This is a genomic window from Erythrobacter neustonensis (genome assembly GCF_001663175.1).
Lineage (GTDB): Bacteria > Pseudomonadota > Alphaproteobacteria > Sphingomonadales > Sphingomonadaceae > Erythrobacter > Erythrobacter neustonensis.
This window is the reverse complement of the sequence record NZ_CP016033.1, coordinates 2,547,222-2,561,203: the sequence shown is the minus strand read 5'-3', so window position 1 is coordinate 2,561,203 and position 13,982 is coordinate 2,547,222. Positions and strand designations below refer to the sequence as shown.

Below are 13,982 nucleotides of genomic sequence, written 5' to 3'. Positions count from 1 at the left end.
CCATGGCCCGTATCCTTATCGTCGAAGCGCGCTTCTATGCCCATCTTAACGACATGCTGGTCGCGGGCGCGCGCGCCGAGCTTGAGGCGCATGGCCATACGGTCGAAGTGCTCACCGTGCCCGGCGCGCTTGAAATTCCCGGCGCGATTTCACTGGCGGCAGAGGCGGAGCTTTACGATGCCTATGTGGCGATCGGTGTCGTGATCCGCGGCGAAACCTACCACTTCGAGATCGTCGCAGGCGAAAGCGCGCGCGCAATCATGGCCTTGACGATGGATGGCATTGCGATCGGTAATGGCATTCTGACCGTCGAAAACGAAGAACAGGCGCTGGTGCGCGCGGACCCTGCGCAAAAGGACAAGGGCGGTGAAGCGGCCAAGGCCGCGCTCGCACTGCTGTCCTTGCAGGAACGGTTCGGTTGACACACCGCGGTGCGGGCGTGCCGTTATGGAGCGCGCCCGCCACTACGTAGTTTCCCTCTGTAGATTTCCATAAGCCATTAACGCGATATCCGACCAGCTTCTGCTGTCCCCCGTTGGTCGCGCGGGTTAGCAGTCCCTCTTGGATTATCGTGGAAATCTCGCCTTGGAAAATGTCGGTTCTGCACTCCCCCGCGACCGGGACTTGCAGCAAATCCTGTCAGACCTGGAATCCCAGCTCGCCGTTCTGGATCGGATCGGGGCCCATATTGCCGCTGCACACATCGATGCCGCGATCCAGCAATTGCGGCTCGACCAGGCGCGACGCGGCGCGCAAGCCAATGGGTTTGCGACGGAAAAATAACCGACTGCGTATTCCCACGTAAAGCCAGATCATTTTGGCGTGCCTATGAAATGCAGAGACATGGCCGGTTGGGGGTAGCCGGATCACTCTTTTGGGCAAGGCGATGGGCAAGATGAAACGCGAGGCGGAGCATCAGATCGGCAGCGAAAGCTTGCCTGATGCCGCTTCGCCCTTTCATCCGCTGGCAGACGAACTGATGGCGATTGCGCTCAGGCTTCGCGGTGAGGCGGGCGTAGGCAATCTGGTGGATGAAAAGCCCGCCGGGACAATCGCTGCCTCCCGCCCCACCCGCAACCATCGCAGCCACCTGGCTCTCGCGCGGCAGGCCTACACGCTACGCCGCAAACGCGCCGCCATTTTCGGCAATCCCGATCTGTTCGGGGAGCCGGCGTGGGATATCCTGCTCGATCTTTACATCGCCCATGGCGAAGGCAAGCAGGTTTCGGTGTCGAGCGCGTGCATCGGATCGGCTGCGCCGTCCACCACCGGCCTGCGCTGGCTGGGCGTGCTGGCGGACGAAGGCCTGGTGGTGCGCGAAGCCGATGCCGACGACCATCGCCGCGTGCTGGTCAGGCTGACGCCTGCCGGACAAGCGGCGATGGATCGCTTTTTCGATTGCGTCGATTAAGCCCGCCCGCCGAAACACCCGCGCCCGGCGAAGGCCGCGCTGTCGCCAAGCTCTTCCTCGATGCGGATCAGCTGGTTGTATTTCGCAAGCCGGTCCGACCGCGCGAGGCTGCCCGTCTTGATCTGACCGCAGTTGGTCGCCACAGCCAGATCGGCAATGGTGGCATCCTCGGTCTCGCCCGAGCGGTGGCTCATCACGCAGGTGTAACGCGCGCGGTGTGCCATATCGACCGCAGCAAGCGTTTCGGTCAGCGTGCCGATCTGGTTGACCTTGACCAGCAGCGAGTTGGCAAGGCCCCGGCCGATCCCGTCCGACAGGCGCGCAGGATTGGTGACGAACAGATCGTCGCCAACCAGTTGCACCTTGTTGCCCAGCAGGCCGGTCAGCGCGCCCCAACCTTCGAAATCATCCTCGCTCATGCCATCCTCGATCGAGCGGATCGGATAATCGTCGCACAGCTTGGCGAGATAATCCGCCATTTCATGCGGGGTGAGGCTGATGCCTTCGCCGCTGATTTCGTAACGGCCATTCTTGAAGAACTCGGTCGCGGCGCAATCGAGCGCAAGCACGATGTCCTCGCCCGGCGTGAACCCTGCCTTGGCAACGCTTTCCATGATGAAATCAAGCGCGGCGCGAGTGCTGGCAAGATTGGGCGCAAACCCGCCTTCATCGCCAACCGATGTCGCCAGACCTTTCTGGGCCAGACCCTTCTTCAAGGTGTGGAACACCTCAGCGCCCCAGCGCACGGCTTCGGCGAGCGAATCCGCGCCGACCGGCATGATCATGAATTCCTGGATGTCGATCGGATTGTCGGCGTGTTCGCCGCCGTTGATGATGTTCATCATCGGCACCGGCAGAACGTGCGCCGACACGCCGCCAAGGTAGGAGTAAAGCGGGAGCCCGCGCGCATTGGCCGCGGCCTTCGCGACCGCCAGCGACGTGCCGAGGATCGCGTTGGCCCCAAGCCGCGCCTTGTTCGGCGTATCGTCGAGCGCGATCAGCGCAAGGTCCACGTCGCGCTGGTCCTCGGCATCGAAGTTGTCGATCAACAGATCGCGGATCTCGGTGTTGACGGCTTCGACCGCTTTCAGCACGCCCTTGCCAAGATAGCGCGCGGCATCCCCGTCGCGCAGTTCGACCGCTTCGTGCGCGCCGGTCGATGCGCCCGATGGCACCGCTGCGCGGCCGAAGCTGCCGTCGTCGAGCAATACATCGACTTCAACGGTCGGATTGCCACGGCTGTCGAGAATTTCGCGGCCGTGAATGTCGATGATCGCGGTCATGTTTGGCTCCGGCAGGATTGTGTTGTAAATTGCAGGCAGCACGCGCGCCATCTGTCGCACGGACTGTGTGGTTTGGTCCTATGCGGTGGAACATTACCGCGCAAGCACGCTTGACCATCTATACCTACACCCCGTTGAAGAGAGTAAGATAATGGCAAACGAAACAAACCCCGGCGCAGGCTCGACCAAGGCCGACACCACGGTTTTCACCCCCGCCAATGGCGGCGTTGCCGATGTCTCGGTCACGCCGGTGCCAGCGGTTCCGCTCACCTCCGGTGCATCCGATGCACCCGCGATCGGCTCCGCGCCCACCAGCCCGCAGGTCGCCGAGGCCAAAACTCGTTTTAATGCCGCGCTTGAAGAAGCCAAGGCTGGCGCGATGGCGCTGCGCACCGAAGCGGAAAACCGCTTCAGCAACGCCAGCGGGCAGGCAAAGGCCAAGAGCAACGATCTGCTCGGCGAAGCGAAGAATTACGGCGAGCAGGCACGCGGCAAGGCCGGCGAACTGGCTGTCGAAGGCAAGAAGGTCACCACCGATGCAATCGCGTCGCTGGGCAAGGTCGTTGGTGATACGGCTCCGCAGATCGACGAGAAGCTCGGCGAGCAATATGGCGACTATGCCCGCAAGGCATCGCGCGTGCTTCAGGAAACCTCGGCCAAGCTCGATGCCAAGAGCGTCGATGAATTGAGCGATGAAGCGCGCGAGATGATCCGCAAGAGCCCCGGCGTCGCCGTTGGCCTCGCGGCGGTTGTCGGCTTCCTCGTCGCTCGCATGTTCCGCGGTAACCGCAGCTGAATCCGCGCCTGAAAGGCGAAATTATGCAAAATATCGAACCCGGCGCAGACGCGCGGGTGTCCGATCCTGGTTTGGTCGACCCGGCAGCAATGCCGGGTCCGGCTGACCCGCAGGATGGCACCTCGGGCTTTTCCGACCTTCGCGCTGAAGTGGGCGCGCTGGTGGAAGACGCGCGAACTTATGCCGAAGCAGAGATCGCTTTTCAGAAAACCCGGGCGAGCCTTGCCGGAAAGCACGGCGCTCGCGCGCTTGGGCTCGTGGTTGTTGCCCTAGTGCTGTTGCATATCGCGCTTATTGCACTTGCGGTCGGCGCGGTGATCGCCTTGGCTCCGCTCGTCACCATCTGGGGGGCGATTGCGATCGTGGTCGGCGTTTTGCTGGTCGGCGTTGCCGTTCTGATCCGGCGCGCGATGCATGATGGCCGCGTGCTTTCGGCCATGTTCGGATCGGGAGATGCGCGATGACCCGGCTGCCCGACCGTTATCTCGAAGACCGCGCGCTGCGCGATGCGGCCCGCGCTGTGCTGACCGAGGACGTGACGGTGCTGCGCGGAAGCCTCGCCGAGGAAGGCATCGCTTCGCGTGTCTCCTCGGGCGTCGCGAGCCGCATTTCGAGCCGTGTGAAAACCGGTGCCAGCGATGTGTGGGCGCAAGCCAGCGCACAGGCTGGCGAGCGCAAGGGTGTGCTCGGCGTGATTATTGCGGCCGTCATCCTGTGGTTCCTGCGCGCACCGATATTCGATTGGCTCGATGAACTGGCAGGGCCGGACACGCCCGCCAAAACCGATGACATGACAGGCGATGACGCTGCACACGGCGCGCCTGAAGGAGATACCCCATGACCGACATTACCCCCGCACCGGCCACCGACAAGCGGGATGCGCTGCGCGCGCGGATCGAGGCGTCCGAGCGCCGCAACGCCGATCGCACGCTGGCCGATCAGGCACGCTCCGCGGCTGATGCGGCCGTGACTTATACCCGCGAAAATCCGCTGAAGGTGGTCGGTGCCGCGGTTGTCGTCGGCGCGGCAGTGGGTCTCGCAAGCCGGCCCGGCCGCAGGGCCGCGTCAAAGGCGCTGCACACCGCGAGCGGAGCCTTTGCTAGCGCCAAGTCGAGTGCGTCGTCGTCGGTCAAGTCTTTGACCGGACACCGGCCTTCGCGACTGCGCAGTCTGGTGAGCAAGTCGGTGATGACCTATGCGATGGCGCTGATCGATGATGTGATCGACGCCGCCGAAGAAGGCCGCAGCAAGGCAGGCGATCTGGGCGATGCGGCCAGCGCCAAAGCCCGGCGCCTGTCGAAGGATGCCTCGCACGCAGCAGGTTCGGCAGCCGATGGCACGCGTGCATTTGCGCGCAAAGCCCAGGGTGCTGCCGCAGACGCAATCAACGATCTGCGCCGCAAGGCCGGGGTCTGATACCTACCTGCGCACGAAGGCTTGCTCTTGAGGATGCGCGCATTTAGGGCGCGCGCATCCTTCCTCCCCAAGGGCAATTATCATGGCAGAAACCACCCCCACCCAGCGCCTCCACCTCGTGATGGGAGGCCGTGTTACCGATCCGCGCGGAATCGAATTCCAGGATCCCGAAAGCCTCCATGTCGTCGGCGTATTCAGCTGCTACGAAGCCGCCGTCGATGCCTGGCGCGCACAGGCGCATCGCACCGTCGACGATGCCGAAATGAAATACGTGGTCGTGCCGATCCACAAGCTGCTCACGCCTGAGGATTGAGCGCGGTGGCGGTCATGAGCCGCCCTTTGCGCGATACCCAAACACCTGCGTTTGAACCTTTGCTGCTCGCGTAAGTCCGCGGCACGGGATCGCGCGCCTACCGAGCCGGTCGCCTGACCGGAACGGTTTTCATCCGACCGAATGTTCACGCGTGCCGGAAGCGATGCGGCGGTGACGATCTATCCACGTGCCAAGGTCGCGTGGTGGTTTGCCCAAGCCGGTTGGCTGGGCCGACCAGCATTCTGCCGCGGGCTGTGCGCGGATTGCGCGCCGCGGTTTCGCGATTGCGCCCGGGCGCCGCGAGATCCCGCTCCGCCGTTGGGCGCTGGAGAAGATGCTGAGCGAATGTTTCACATGAAACATCGCCTTCGGCAGGGCCGAAACGGGGGCGAAACGCGCTTGAAGGGGGTCTGGACAGGGTCAAAGCCGCCCCGAAACCCCACTAGGATCAGCGCAAGGCCGCCGCTGCCGCGACTGCGCCAAACGCGATCAGCGCTAGCACCGCGCGCGTGCGGCGGTGGGAGCGCCGCTGCCGCCACTGCGCTTCATCGAGCCACCACCTGCCCTGCCCGTCGGTGCACAGCACATCGGCGCCCTTGAGCCGCGCAAAGGCACGGTCCTCAGCCGCGGACGCGCAGGTATAGGCGATGGCATCGGCCATGCTGACCGCGCTGGCAGCGACAAAGTGCCGCGCCAGCCTGCGCTCGGCGGCCGGGCGATGCGGAACACCCGCCATGTGCTTTCCCCGTGCGCGCGCAGATGCGTTGCGTCAGATGAATTCGATCTTGTCGACGAGGTAGAACTTCTCGCCCGACGGGACGGTCACTTCGATCTCGTCGCCGACCTGCTTGCCGATCATCGCGCGCGCGATCGGCGAGGAATAGCTGATCCGGCCCTTGTTGGCATCGGCTTCGGTCTGGCCGACGATCTGGTAACGCACCGGCTTGTCGTCTTCGTCGAGCAGCGTCACGGTCGCGCCGAAGATGATCTTGTCACCCGACAGCGTGGTCGGATCGATGATCTGCGCGCGGCTGACCATGCTCTCGATCTCGCCGATCATCGCTTCGACCTGGCCCTGGCGTTCCTTGGCGGCGTGATATTCGGCGTTTTCCGACAAATCGCCGTGCGCGCGCGCTTCCTCGATCGCCTCGACGATCTTCGGGCGTTCGTCGCGCAAGGCCTTGAGGTCGGCGGTCAGCCGCTCGTAACCTTCGGCCAGCATCGGCACCTTTTCCATCGTCGCCATCTTTCTTGTCTTTCTATTGCCCTGCTGCACCCCCGGCCCCGAAAAGCGAAAGAGCGTTTCTATCGCCGTCCAGATGGCTCGACGTCAGACACGCTCGATTTCGGGGGGAAGTTCAATCAAACCCCATAATAGTCCTGCAGACTGCGGACTTCAAGCTGATCGGGCCGGATCGCCGAAATCGCCATCGCCGCGGCGACCGATGCGGTGGCGGTGGTGTAATAGGGCACCTTGCCCGCAAGCGCGGCCTGACGGATCGATTTGCTGTCTTCGAGCGACTGCCAGCCTTCGGTGGTGTTGAAGATCAGCGCGATGTCGCCGTCGATGATCTTGTCGACGATATGCGGCTGGCCTTCGGCGACCTTGTTGACGCGTTCGACCGCAAGCCCTTGCTCGGCGAGGTAGCTTTGCGTGCCGCCGGTCGCGATCACGCGGAAGCCGTGGTCGATCAACTGGCGCACGCCGGGCAGGATCACCGCCTTGTCGGTGTTCTTGACGCTGACGAAAACCGTGCCCGATTGCGGGGGCACCATGCCTGCGCCGAGCTGCGATTTGAGGAACGCGGACTCGAAGGTCGCGTCGATCCCCATCACCTCGCCGGTCGATTTCATTTCGGGGCTGAGCACGGGGTCCGCGCCGGGGAAGCGCGCAAACGGGAACACTGCTTCCTTGACTGCCATGTAGGGCAGATCGCGCCGGAACGCGGGGAAGTTTGCCAGCGGCTCGCCCGCCATGACGCGCGCGGCGATCTTGGCCACCGGCTGACCGATCGCCTTGGCGACGAAGGGCACGGTGCGGCTGGCGCGTGGGTTGACCTCGATCAGGTAGACCTCGCCATCCTTCACCGCGAACTGGATGTTCATCAGGCCCTTCACGCCCAGCGCATGCGCAAGCGCTTCGGCCTGACGCTCCATCTCGGCGATGATTTCGGGCGGCAGGCTGTAAGGCGGCAGCGTGCAGGCGCTGTCGCCCGAGTGGACGCCAGCCTCCTCGATGTGCTGCATCACGCCTGCAATCCGCACCTCGGTGCCATCGCAAAGCGCATCGACATCGCATTCGATCGCATCGCGCAGATACTGGTCGATCAGCACCGGACTATCGCCCGACACGTTCACCGCGGTGGCGATGTAATTGTCGAGCTGCGCTTCGCTGTCGACGATCTCCATCGCGCGGCCGCCCAGCACGTAGGAGGGGCGCAGCAGCACGGGATAGCCGATCCGTGCGGCGACCGCCGCGGCCTCGTCGCGGCTGCGCGCGATGCCGTTGTCGGGCTGACGCAGCTTGAGCTTGCTCACCAGCTTGGCAAAGCGTTCGCGGTCTTCGGCAAGATCGATCGCATCGGGCGAAGTGCCGAGGATCGGAATGCCCGCATCCTCCAGCGCCTGCGCGAGCTTCAGCGGGGTCTGCCCGCCGAACTGGACGATCACGCCCACCAGCTCGCCCCGCGATTGTTCGACGCGCAGGATTTCGAGCACGTCCTCATCGGTCAGCGGCTCGAAATAAAGCCGGTCCGAGGTGTCGTAATCGGTCGAGACCGTCTCGGGGTTGCAGTTGACCATGATGGTCTCGAACTCTTGCTCGGCAAGCGCGAAGCAGGCGTGGACGCAGCAATAGTCGAATTCGATCCCCTGCCCGATCCGGTTCGGCCCGCCGCCGAGAATGACGATCTTCTTGCGATCGGATGGCATGGCTTCGCATTCGGGCTCGCCGAAAGTCGGGGCCTCGTAGGTCGAATACATATAGGGCGTAACCGCCTCGAATTCGGCGGCGCAGCTGTCGATCCGCTTGAACACCGGGTTCACGCCGAGCTTCTGGCGCAGGCGGCGCACCTCGTCCGCGCTGGTCGCGCCTGCCATCGCCTGAAGCGCATCGTGGAGCAGCCCGGACCGCTTCGCCTGGGTTTCGCCCAGACCGCCCGCCACCCCGACCGAACGCACCGCGAGCGTGGCAAGGCGCTTATCCGAAAAGCCCATCGACTTGAGCCGGCGCAGCAGTGCAGCATCGCTCGGCAGGCCGTTGGTCTGCACTTCGGCCTCTGCTGCGATGATCGCTTCGATATGGCGCAGGAACCATGGATCGTAGAAGGTGACCGCGGCGATTTCTTCCACGGTCATGCCTTCGCGGAACGCCTGACCGACTTTCAGCAACCGGTCGGGCGTGCGGCGCGACAGGGCGGCGGTGATGACTTCGCGCCCTGCCCCTTCGAGCTCGGGCACGCGGTTGAAGCCATCCAATCCGGTTTCGAGACCGCGCAGCGCCTTCTGCATCGATTCGGCGAAATTGCGCCCGATTGCCATGACTTCGCCGACGCTCTTCATCGCGGTCGAGAGGTCGGTCGCGGCGCCCTTGAACTTTTCGAAGGCGAAGCGCGGGATCTTGGTGACGACGTAATCGATCGTCGGCTCGAAACTCGCTGGCGTCGCGCCGGTGATTTCGTTGGTCAGCTCGTCGAGCGTGTAGCCGACGGCAAGCTTCGCCGCGACGCGCGCGATGGGGAAGCCGGTGGCCTTGGATGCCAGCGCCGAAGAGCGCGACACGCGCGGGTTCATCTCGATCACGATCAGGCGGCCGTCCTTGGGATTGACCGCGAACTGGACGTTGGAACCACCTGTTTCCACACCGATTTCGCGCAGGCAAGCGATGCTCGCGTTGCGCATGATCTGGTATTCCTTGTCGGTCAGCGTCAGCGCCGGGGCGACGGTGATGCTGTCGCCGGTGTGAACGCCCATCGGATCGACGTTCTCGATCGCGCAGATGATGATCGCGTTGTCCTTGCGGTCGCGCACCACCTCCATCTCGAACTCTTTCCACCCGAGAAGCGATTCCTCGATCAGGACTTCGGTGGTGGGCGAGGCGTCGAGGCCTTCCTTGACGATCTTTTCGAACTCGGCCTTGTTGTAGGCGATCCCCCCGCCCGTCCCGCCCAAGGTGAAGCTGGGGCGGATGATGCTCGGAAGGCCGGTGCGTTCAAGGATCGCAAAGGCTTCATCGACCGTATTGGCCACGCCCGAGCGTGCGGATTCAAGCCCGATGCTGGTCATCGCATCGCGAAACCGCTGGCGGTTTTCCGCCTTGTCGATCGCGTCGGCCTTGGCGCCGATCATCTCGACCCCGTATTCGGCAAGCACGCCCATCTCGTCGAGCTTCAGCGCGCAGTTCAGCGCGGTCTGCCCGCCCATCGTGGGGAGCAGCGCATCGGGCCGTTCCTTGGCGATGATCTTGGCGACGATATCGGGCGTGATCGGCTCGATATAGGTGGCGTCGGCAAACTCCGGATCGGTCATGATCGTCGCGGGGTTGGAGTTGACGAGGATGACGCGGTAGCCCTCCTCCTTCAACGCCTTGATCGCCTGCGTGCCGGAGTAATCGAACTCGCACGCCTGGCCGATGATGATCGGGCCAGCGCCAATGACGAGGATCGAGGAAATGTCTGTTCTTTTGGGCATTAGAAGCCGAACCTGTTTCTTGAGCGATCACTACGCAGAATTTTTACTGCAACACGGCGGAGCGGCGTTTTGGTTTGCCAACGGAGTATGTGTTCCGCAAATCTCGAGGCTCGGTCCGCACTCAATCCATTTGGAAGCACCACCTTGACTAGGCGATTGGTGTGAATCTCAACTGTCATACCGTACAGCTTCACGATGCGACCAAGGCCAGCCTTCTTAAAGTAACGCCCACTATAAATCGGCGGCGTGAAGCTCCGCTTTCCCGACTTGCGAAAATCCCTCCGCAAATGAGTCAGTGATCCCCGGGAGCCGAATTGCCAGCGTGTCATGCGCTCACCCCAGCCCCCCGACGAACTTCTCGAACAGATAGAAGCTATCCTGCGGCCCGGGCGACGCCTCGGGGTGATATTGCACCGCAAACGCCCGCTTGCCCTTGATCGCGATGCCGCAATTCGTCCCGTCGAACAGGCTGACATGGGTCTGCTCGACATTCTCCGGCAAGGTCGCCGCGTCCACCGCGAAGCCGTGGTTCATCGAGGTGATCTCGACGAGGCCCGACGTCTCCCCCCAGCCTTCACCGACACGCTGCACCGGATGGTTCGCGCCGCGGTGGCCCTGGTGCATCTTGATCGTCTTCGCGCCTGCGGCCAGCGCGAGCAATTGGTGGCCAAGGCAGATGCCGAACAGCGGCACATCGGCGTCCAACAGCGCCTTGATTACCGGCACGGCATATTCACCGGTCGCCGCCGGATCGCCGGGGCCGTTGCTAAGGAACACGCCATCGGGCTTGAGCGCCATCACTTCGTCGAACGAGGTCTTGGCCGGCACCACCGTCACCCGCGCGCCTGCGCGAACCAGATTGCGGAAGATGTTGTCCTTCGAACCATAGTCGATCGCAACGACATGCGGCTTGGCATCGAAGGCCGCGCGGCCATAGCCTTTGCCCAATGTCCAGTAGCCGCCTTCCCAGCCTTCGTGCTTGTCGCGGGTGACGCGCACCGCGAGGTCCATGCCTTCGAGCCCCGGCCAGCCTGCTGCACGCTCAATCAGCGCGTCGAGGTCGAACACCCCGTCGGGCGCATGGGCGATCACCGCATTGGGCGCGCCAAGCATGCGGATGCGGCGGGTCAGCGCGCGGGTGTCGACGCCGGCGAGCCCGATCTTGCCGTTGCGGGTCATCCATTCGACGAAGCGTTCGGCCGATCGGAAGTTCGAAGGCTCGGTCACGTCCTCACGCACGATGCAGCCCACCGCGCCCTCGACGCGGCTTTCAACATCCTCGCCGTTCGCCCCGACATTGCCGATATGCGGGAAAGTGAAGGTGACGATCTGCGCAGCGTAGGAAGGATCAGTCATCACCTCCTGATAGCCGGTCATCGCGGTATTGAAGCACACTTCGCCAACATTAGCGCCAACCGCGCCGAAACCGCGGCCCCAGATCACCGTCCCGTCAGCCAGGACAAGACAGCCCGTTGCCCCTGAAGGTTGCGCGCGAAAAGATGCGGGGTCGGCCATAGGGGGGCGCTCCGTTGGGGGTGTTGCCAGCGATGTTGCTAAGTTTCGCCCGCTAAGCTTCTGCGCCGCCCGCGTCAACCTAGGCTTGCGCGGATATTTGCGTTAGGGGCGCGGCAACAACCCCCGTTCCACAGGAAAGACCCCATGATCCGCGACGATATCAAGGCTGCCACCATCACCGCCATGAAGGCCGGCGAAAAGGACCGCACCGCCGCGCTCCGCCAGATCAGCGCCAAGATCAAGGACCGCGATATCGAGGAACGCACCGCCGCCGCGCCCGCCACGGACGATGATGTGCTGGTGACGAGCGTGCTGCAAAAAATGGCCAAGCAGCGCCGCGAATCGATCGAGATGTACGAAACCGGCGGGCGGCAGGAGCTGGCCGACAAGGAAAAGGCCGAGCTTGCGGTGATCGAGGAATTCTTGCCGCAGATGATGGACGAGGACGCCACCCGCGCCGCGATCGAGGCGATCAAGGCAGATCTCGGCGCGTCCACGATGAAGGACATGGGCGCGGTGATGGGCGAATTACGCACCCGCCACGGCGCGGTGCTCGACGGGAAGCTGGCCAGCGGTCTGGTGAAGGCGGCGCTTTCGTAAGTCACAGGCCCGTCCACAGGGCGCGCTTGAACCTTTGCGGGTTCGGGCGCACCTAACCGCATATGGCGATAACCCCGCAATGGAAGGACGAGCTGCGTGCGCGGATCACGCTGTCTTCGCTCGTCCAGCGCAGCGTCAAGCTGACCCGTGCGGGGCGCGAGTGGAAGGGGTGCTGCCCGTTCCACGAGGAAAAGACGCCGAGTTTCTACGTCAACGACCAGAAACAGTTCTACCATTGCTTCGGCTGCGGCGCGCATGGCGATGCGATTTCATGGATGGTCGACCAACAGGGTCTGCAATTCATGGACGCGGTCAAGGAACTGGCCGGTATTGCCGGGATGGAAGTCCCCGCCCCCGATCCGGGAATGGCCAAACGCGCCGAGGCTCGCGCCAGCCTGATCGATGTGACCGAGGCGGCGCAGCGGTTCTTTGTCGAAGCACTAGGCGGGCCGGGCGGCGGCGCGGCGCGTGAATATCTTACGCGGCGCGGATTTTCCGCTGCGGTGATGCGCGAATTCGGCTTCGGCTGGGCACCAGACGACCGGCAGGCGCTCCCCAAGGCGCTGCCGCAATTCGGCGAGGATATGCTCGAAGGCGCAGGGATGCGCGCCGCCAACGAGAAAGGCGAGCGTTACGACCGGTTCCGGGGCCGCGTGATGCTGCCGATCCAGGATGCGCGGGGCCGCGTGATCGCCTTCGGCGGGCGCATCCTCGACAAGCGGGATGGCGTTGCGAAGTATCTCAATTCGCCCGATACCGAACTCTTCGACAAGGGGCGCACGCTCTACAACCTGCACCGCGCCGCGCCGGCTGCGCGCCAGTCGGGCCGTGTGGTCGTGGTCGAAGGCTATATGGACGTGATCGCGCTCGCCAATGAAGGGATCGCCGATGCGGTTGCGCCGCTGGGCACCGCGCTCACTGAAATGCAGCTCGAATTGCTGTGGCGGATGGTCGAGGTGCCGGTCTTGTGTTTCGATGGCGATGCGGCCGGCCAGCGCGCGGCGATGCGCGCAATCACGCGCGCGCTGCCGCTGCTCGCGCCGATGCGCTCGCTCGGCATCGTGCGGCTGCCCGCGGGCCTCGATCCCGATGATCTGATCAAGGCGCAGGGCAAGGGCGCGATGGAAAAGCTGCTCGCGGCCCCGTCCAGCCTGATCGACACGCTGTGGGAGTTCGAACGCGATGCGCAGCCGCTCGCCACGCCCGAGGCCAAGGCGGGTCTCAAGGCGCGGTTGATGGCGCATGTCGAAACCATCGCCGACCCCGAGATCAAAAGCCTCTACCGGCGCGAACTCTCCGACCAGTTTTCGGAATTTGCCTATCCGCCGCGTGCGCCGCGCGCTGCCCCCGCCCCCGGCCAGCGCAACGGACAGCAGCGCGGAGCGTGGAAGGGCGCTCCCCCCGCCCTGCCCGGCCTGTCGGACGAGGCGCGCGCACGGCTTGGCGCCCTCATGGGCGGCGGCCAGCGGGACAGCTTGCTGAGCGCGGTTCTCGCCGGATTGGCGCGCTATCCGAGCCAGATCAGGCGCCACACCGAACCACTCTCGGCGCTGGCGCGAATCCGGCCCGAAGCAGCCGATACGATCGAATCGCTGTTCGAAGTTGCAGAAACGCTTGATTCGCACGGGCCTGTCGCCATATGCAGCGCAACGCGAAGCCAACCTGCCCCGTCGGCAGACATCCGATACGCCTTTCTCGATGAAGGCACCGATCCCGACGCTGCGTGTGAGGAACTGGCTGAAGCTGTGTCGCTGTTGGTCGAAAGGCCGGCACTTGAGGCTGCGCTTGCGGCCACGATAGCGCGTTTCGACAGCGATCCCGAAGGATCGTTTGCCGAGCAGACCAGGCTGCGCACACAGCTCATGGCAGTGGAAGAACGCCTCAAGGTCTTCGGTCGCCGCAAGGCGGGCGCAGGCCACACGGGTGATGAGACCGCCTAGGCGGACAAGACATGGGATC

At 64.0% G+C, this 13,982-nt stretch carries 15 protein-coding genes; 9 read left to right on the top strand and 6 right to left on the bottom strand.

Features of this window, described 5'->3' with window-relative positions; genetic code table 11:
• The first annotated feature begins 2 nt into the window (after positions 1–2).
• Positions 3–422 (top strand): 6,7-dimethyl-8-ribityllumazine synthase, encoded by a 420-nt coding sequence (gene ribH, locus A9D12_RS11880; RefSeq protein ID WP_068352106.1) that lies wholly within the window; start codon positions 3–5, stop codon positions 420–422.
• 217 nt (positions 423–639) lie between these two features.
• On the opposite strand, the gene A9D12_RS14760 is transcribed toward ribH, so the two are convergent.
• Positions 640–816 (bottom strand): hypothetical protein, encoded by a 177-nt coding sequence (locus A9D12_RS14760; protein WP_156522875.1) that lies wholly within the window; start codon positions 814–816, stop codon positions 640–642.
• A 79-nt stretch (positions 817–895) separates the two neighbouring features.
• Here A9D12_RS14760 and A9D12_RS11875 point away from each other — a divergent pair, with 79 nt between their 5' ends.
• Complete coding sequence (locus A9D12_RS11875; RefSeq protein ID WP_231889617.1) at positions 896–1,411, top strand: MarR family winged helix-turn-helix transcriptional regulator; 516 nt, start codon at positions 896–898, stop codon at positions 1,409–1,411.
• Here A9D12_RS11875 and eno read toward each other — a convergent pair.
• On the bottom strand, positions 1,408–2,694 hold the full coding sequence (gene eno, locus A9D12_RS11870; RefSeq protein ID WP_068354436.1) for a phosphopyruvate hydratase: 1,287 nt from the start codon (positions 2,692–2,694) through the stop codon (positions 1,408–1,410). The genes A9D12_RS11875 and eno overlap by 4 nt on opposite strands.
• Before the next feature lie 151 nt (positions 2,695–2,845).
• Here eno and A9D12_RS11865 point away from each other — a divergent pair, with 151 nt between their 5' ends.
• The 5 genes from A9D12_RS11865 (at position 2,846) to A9D12_RS11845 (ending at position 5,219) form a co-directional block, all read left to right on the top strand.
• Entirely contained in the window at positions 2,846–3,490 is a 645-nt protein-coding gene (locus tag A9D12_RS11865) for a hypothetical protein (protein WP_082925550.1), read from the top strand.
• A gap of 23 nt (positions 3,491–3,513) precedes the next feature.
• Positions 3,514–3,954 (top strand): phage holin family protein, encoded by a 441-nt coding sequence (locus tag A9D12_RS11860; protein ID WP_082925549.1) that lies wholly within the window; start codon positions 3,514–3,516, stop codon positions 3,952–3,954.
• Complete coding sequence (locus tag A9D12_RS11855; protein WP_068352104.1) at positions 3,951–4,331, top strand: hypothetical protein; 381 nt, start codon at positions 3,951–3,953, stop codon at positions 4,329–4,331. Before A9D12_RS11860 ends, A9D12_RS11855 begins: the two co-directional genes overlap by 4 nt.
• Positions 4,328–4,906 carry a hypothetical protein gene (locus A9D12_RS11850; protein WP_068352102.1) on the top strand — a complete coding sequence of 193 codons (579 nt, stop codon included), beginning with the start codon at positions 4,328–4,330 and terminating at the stop codon, positions 4,904–4,906. The genes A9D12_RS11855 and A9D12_RS11850 overlap by 4 nt, the downstream gene beginning before the upstream one ends.
• A gap of 82 nt (positions 4,907–4,988) precedes the next feature.
• Complete coding sequence (locus A9D12_RS11845) at positions 4,989–5,219, top strand: DUF4170 domain-containing protein (RefSeq protein ID WP_068352100.1); 231 nt, start codon at positions 4,989–4,991, stop codon at positions 5,217–5,219.
• Positions 5,220–5,667: 448 nt separating this feature from the next.
• On the opposite strand, the gene A9D12_RS11840 is transcribed toward A9D12_RS11845, so the two are convergent.
• From A9D12_RS11840 to carA, 4 genes are all read right to left on the bottom strand, one after another.
• Positions 5,668–5,955 carry a hypothetical protein gene (locus A9D12_RS11840; protein ID WP_068352098.1) on the bottom strand — a complete coding sequence of 96 codons (288 nt, stop codon included), beginning with the start codon at positions 5,953–5,955 and terminating at the stop codon, positions 5,668–5,670.
• Between the two features lie 33 nt (positions 5,956–5,988).
• Positions 5,989–6,465: a transcription elongation factor GreA gene (gene greA, locus A9D12_RS11835; protein WP_068352096.1), complete on the bottom strand. Its 477-nt coding sequence runs from the start codon at positions 6,463–6,465 to the stop codon at positions 5,989–5,991.
• Positions 6,466–6,581: 116 nt separating this feature from the next.
• Positions 6,582–9,908 (bottom strand): carbamoyl-phosphate synthase large subunit, encoded by a 3,327-nt coding sequence (carB, locus tag A9D12_RS11830; RefSeq protein WP_068352094.1) that lies wholly within the window; start codon positions 9,906–9,908, stop codon positions 6,582–6,584.
• A 333-nt stretch (positions 9,909–10,241) separates the two neighbouring features.
• Positions 10,242–11,423, bottom strand: a complete 1,182-nt coding sequence (gene carA / locus A9D12_RS11825) for a glutamine-hydrolyzing carbamoyl-phosphate synthase small subunit (RefSeq protein ID WP_068352092.1) — start codon at positions 11,421–11,423, stop codon at positions 10,242–10,244.
• A 144-nt stretch (positions 11,424–11,567) separates the two neighbouring features.
• On the opposite strand from carA, the gene A9D12_RS11820 reads away from it, so the two are divergent.
• Positions 11,568–12,023 carry a GatB/YqeY domain-containing protein gene (locus tag A9D12_RS11820; RefSeq protein ID WP_068352090.1) on the top strand — a complete coding sequence of 152 codons (456 nt, stop codon included), beginning with the start codon at positions 11,568–11,570 and terminating at the stop codon, positions 12,021–12,023.
• A 62-nt stretch (positions 12,024–12,085) separates the two neighbouring features.
• Positions 12,086–13,963, top strand: a complete 1,878-nt coding sequence (dnaG, locus tag A9D12_RS11815; RefSeq protein ID WP_068352088.1) for a DNA primase — start codon at positions 12,086–12,088, stop codon at positions 13,961–13,963.
• The last annotated feature ends 19 nt before the right edge of the window (positions 13,964–13,982 follow it).